A 3,918-nucleotide genomic window follows, 5' to 3' on the forward strand; every position below is an offset into this window, starting at 1 on the left:
CCTTACTGTTAATAAGATTAGTTCAGGCTGATAATGCTTCCATTTGAACAAATTTTCCTTTTCCATACTGATCACACACCTTTTGTAGAGTAGTAATATCAGTATGTCCAAATTTAAGAGATTTTTTGCACCAGAACCCTTTTTGTTTCCCTTTTCTAAATTCACATAATTTTCAAATATCCAAACTTCATATGTTAATATTTGGTGTATAATGAAATCAACCCGTGGTCAACATGTTTGCTCCGATTCAAATTATGAGATAGTTTGTTTCACCTTTTTTTAGATAATGTAAAAAAGAACTTGTAGTGATTACTACAAGTTCTTTTTGTCTTTGACGATAGTTTCGAAAATTTGTTTGGTAATATGAGATGAAATATAATATTAAGGAGATGTTTAATACTTATCAAAGTAAAAATAGTTTAGATTTTAATAACTATCCTACATGATATTCACTAACTTCTTTTTTATTAAAGGAAGATTTTTTAACTTTTTCTGTAGACGCTATAAAAATATACAGGGGGGAAGATTTTTGATTATTAAAGTTGCATATTTTGATGAATTATCTGCCGCAGATTTCTTACAAATATTTTATGGAGGAGATATTGTTGTTACTGATGAGGGAAAAGGCAATTATACTTATAATTTCAAAGGAAAAGCAGAGGGAAATATAGGAGTAAGTACAAGTTTTTTTTCATTGCTCAAAGCTAAGCTTTCTATGGTGGGAAGCGCTGAAATATCTAATTCCAAAGACCATTTATTAAAAACAACAATTACTAATACAATTTTAACTGATTTTGTAAAACTATCTGGTAAAGAACAAGATAAAAACATAACCATTTTTCATAACTTCAAAGTAAGTGTACCAAATGAATCCTTTACTTTTGCAAAAATGTATACACCTTTCATTAAAATGTTAAAAGAGGATTCAGAATTCACGAAAGGTCTAGCTGATTACAATTTTTTAGAGCTTGATGAAATTCTCAAGAATGCAAAAGGCTATTATGAATTGTTAGCGACCGATGGAAAACAACAGGTAATCTTCCGCTTTAATATTAGTACATTTAGAAACAGCTATAATCTAACAGATTTACAAAGAATGAACCTTACTTATTATGGGATAGAAGTGGGAGAATGTAGAGAAGAAGATTTATTATTCCAAAATGAATTCTCTATGAATAAAGGCGAAAGTCGAGAAACTGTATCTGTCGAGGAAATATATAGCGGCCAAAAAAATGAGGATCCGGGGTTATTAAAAATTTATGATATTATCTTAGCAGGAATATCAGAGGTGAAAGAATGCGATTCGTAATATTTAATGGCCCAACAGAAGAATTTAAAAAAATTATTCCAAATGAATATACAACCTCACTTACACCTATAGTTAGAAGTATGGATCTTTTACATAGAATACAGGGTACAGAGCAAGAGCAAGAATATTACCAAGCACTTTCAGTGTTCACAGATGAGTATTCTAGTGTGGCCGATCATTTTATAGAAGGGTTTGTGATTCATATACTAAACTATGCATCACACTATCTTTTTGAAGAAGTATACTTGAATAACCCGCCTACAAAAATTGTTGAGCAATTAAATAATCCTAATTTAGGAATTTCTGTAGAGAAAATCGAATTCAATCATGCAAAATTAACACTTGGCTCTTTAAAGGAAATCAAAGAACAGTTTGATGAATCGGTATTTGGACAAGAGAAAGTGAAAAATGAGTTGTTACAAACCCTTTATCCATTAACTAATAACGGGGCTCATAAACCTGTAGTTATTATGTTATATGGACCCTCTGGTGTTGGGAAAACAGAGACTGCTAAATTGATTAACTCGATAATTTATGGACAAAAAGAATTATTTAGAAAGCAACTTTCAATGTATCATAATGAAAGTTTTGGTTCGTATATTTTTGGAGATAAAGCTAACTCGTTTTCTAAAGATTTAATTGATCGACAAACAAATGTATTATTATTAGATGAATTTGATAAAGCCTCCCCAATATTCTATAGTGCCTTTTATCAAATGTTTGATGAGGGAGAATTTACGGATAAGTATTACAATGTTAAATTAGAAGATTCCATTATCATTTGCACATCTAACTTTAACAACGAAAAAGAAATCAAAGATCGATTAGGCAGTGCTATCTTTTCGAGATTCGATAATCTTATTGAATACTATCCCTTATCCACCGACGCGAAAAGAAAAATTATACAGACTACTTATAATAAAGAGATATCAAAATTCAACAAAGAAGATAGAGAATTCTTAGAAAAAGAAAATATGATTGCTAAAATGGAAAGTTTCTTAGATTACTTTCAAAACGCAAGGGATATACAAAAAGCAATGAAGCGCCTACTAACTTATCCATTAATACAAAGACTATGAGTGAGATTTAAAATTTTATAAAATTGAGCTTTTCGAGACTAAATAAAAATATGTAATTTATTAATAGACCTTTGTAAAGATGCAAAGGTCTATTTCTTATTCTTTTATAAGGACAGAAATTTGATGCTCTTAAATTTGGATCGCAAGATAATTTTTTGAAATCAATATAATTGAATGGATTTTGCATTTATTTAAAATTAAGGCACATCAAAAGGTACACTTTTTCGAACATATTTAAAGATTACAAAGAAAAAATGAGTTTTACAAAACTTACAAAATGTTAAACTTACGAAAACGCTGCAAAGCGATTCTTCAAGAAAGCTTTGCAGTCTTTTCATATTTCTGAGCCTCGTGTCGTGACAGTAGATAAGAATCCAGCTTATCCTATAGCAGTTGAAGAATTGAGAAAAGAAAAAAAGATGCCATTAGGCATCCAACTAAGGCAAGTGAAATATCTCAATAACATAGTGGAACAAGATCATCGGTTTATTAAAAAGCGAGTTCGTTCGATGTTAGGATTGAAATCCTTTCGCACAGCTATATCCATTATTTCTGGAATAGAAGCTATGCATATGGTAAAAAAGGGCAACTTGTTTTACTGGACAAGTCTGTCCAAAATCAAGTGAAGTTCATCCATCAACTATTTGGAATTGCTGCTTAAGACTAGATTCCACTAGGAAACTTTTCGCCTCTTTATATCTTTCCTAAGTATTTGCACCAGAACCATTCAACTTATATCCATACTAGATCTTCTGGGGAAAGCTTTTTAACAATTAAGCCCCTTCTTCCCTTATTTATAATTTTTAAATTAAACCGTCCTCTATAGTATACTGAAGGTGTGGTGTTTTCTGATGGGGTATGCCGTAAAATCAAAAGGGATTTAACCTCTTCTATCTTCTTTTCAGAATAACTTTCACCATTAGGGAATTCTATTATTCCTAATCTAATCTTTATTTCGCTTGCATCAAACAGCCACTCTTTATGAAGTTCCCTTATCTTTTGTATAAAGTGTCCTTGGGTTTTTCCTATATAGAGAAATGTTTCTTTTCCAGCACATACTCTAAAGATTGCAAATATTCCTTTCTTAAAAGCTTCTTCTCTATTATAAAAATCATTAAAACTATACGATCCATACCATTTAATATGTACTGTTTCGATTAATTCCACCTCATTTTTCGGCAACTATATTACTTCAAAATATTTTATTTATTCAAAATTCATAGTCCTATTTACTTGCATTAGAAGTTGCGCATTTTTATAATACATTTTAATATTAAGAAATTCAATAATAAATATGTACATATCTTCAAGCATGTAAAGATTTATAGCCTGCACTAAGTTGTCAGAACTGTACAGAACGAAATCATCTATATGGGGTCACCATACATGCCCATCAACCTAATATTTTGAAGTACCCCAAAACAAAAATTTTATCTCACCACAGTTATCTATAAGAATTCAGTTCATTTTTTTGTTTTAGGGAACAATTAATTTCCAATACATGTCTTAATGCGAAAATGTGATATTTCG

The 3,918-nt window shown here is 30.3% G+C and carries 3 protein-coding genes and 2 pseudogenes; 3 read left to right on the plus strand and 2 right to left on the minus strand.

Annotated features, from left to right (window positions below; genetic code table 11):
• A pseudogene (locus JDS96_RS29805) lies at positions 1-66 on the minus strand (IS6 family transposase); the annotation flags it as partial.
• 463 nt (positions 67-529) lie between these two features.
• Between JDS96_RS29805 and JDS96_RS29810 the strand changes: the two are divergent.
• From JDS96_RS29810 to JDS96_RS29820, 3 genes and pseudogenes are all read left to right on the plus strand, one after another.
• Complete coding sequence (locus JDS96_RS29810; RefSeq protein WP_199669005.1) at positions 530-1,309, plus strand: DUF6414 family protein; 780 nt, start codon at positions 530-532, stop codon at positions 1,307-1,309.
• Positions 1,297-2,388, plus strand: a complete 1,092-nt coding sequence (locus JDS96_RS29815) for an AAA family ATPase (protein ID WP_199669006.1) — start codon at positions 1,297-1,299, stop codon at positions 2,386-2,388. Before JDS96_RS29810 ends, JDS96_RS29815 begins: the two co-directional genes overlap by 13 nt.
• Positions 2,389-2,678: 290 nt before the next feature.
• A pseudogene (locus JDS96_RS29820) lies at positions 2,679-3,049 on the plus strand (DDE-type integrase/transposase/recombinase); the annotation flags it as partial.
• Positions 3,050-3,120: 71 nt separating this feature from the next.
• On the opposite strand, the gene JDS96_RS29825 reads toward JDS96_RS29820, so the two are convergent.
• Complete coding sequence (locus tag JDS96_RS29825) at positions 3,121-3,555, minus strand: hypothetical protein (protein ID WP_016131629.1); 435 nt, start codon at positions 3,553-3,555, stop codon at positions 3,121-3,123.
• Between the last annotated feature and the right edge of the window lie 363 nt (positions 3,556-3,918).

The sequence above is a fragment of the Bacillus cereus group sp. N21 genome, from assembly GCF_016483395.1.
GTDB lineage: Bacteria > Bacillota > Bacilli > Bacillales > Bacillaceae_G > Bacillus_A > Bacillus_A pseudomycoides.

Bases quoted from the DNA above. Each gene is read 5' to 3' on its own strand.
- JDS96_RS29815 (WP_199669006.1), top strand. From the start codon at position 1,297: ATGCGATTCGTAATATTTAATGGCCCAACAGAAGAATTTAAAAAAATT.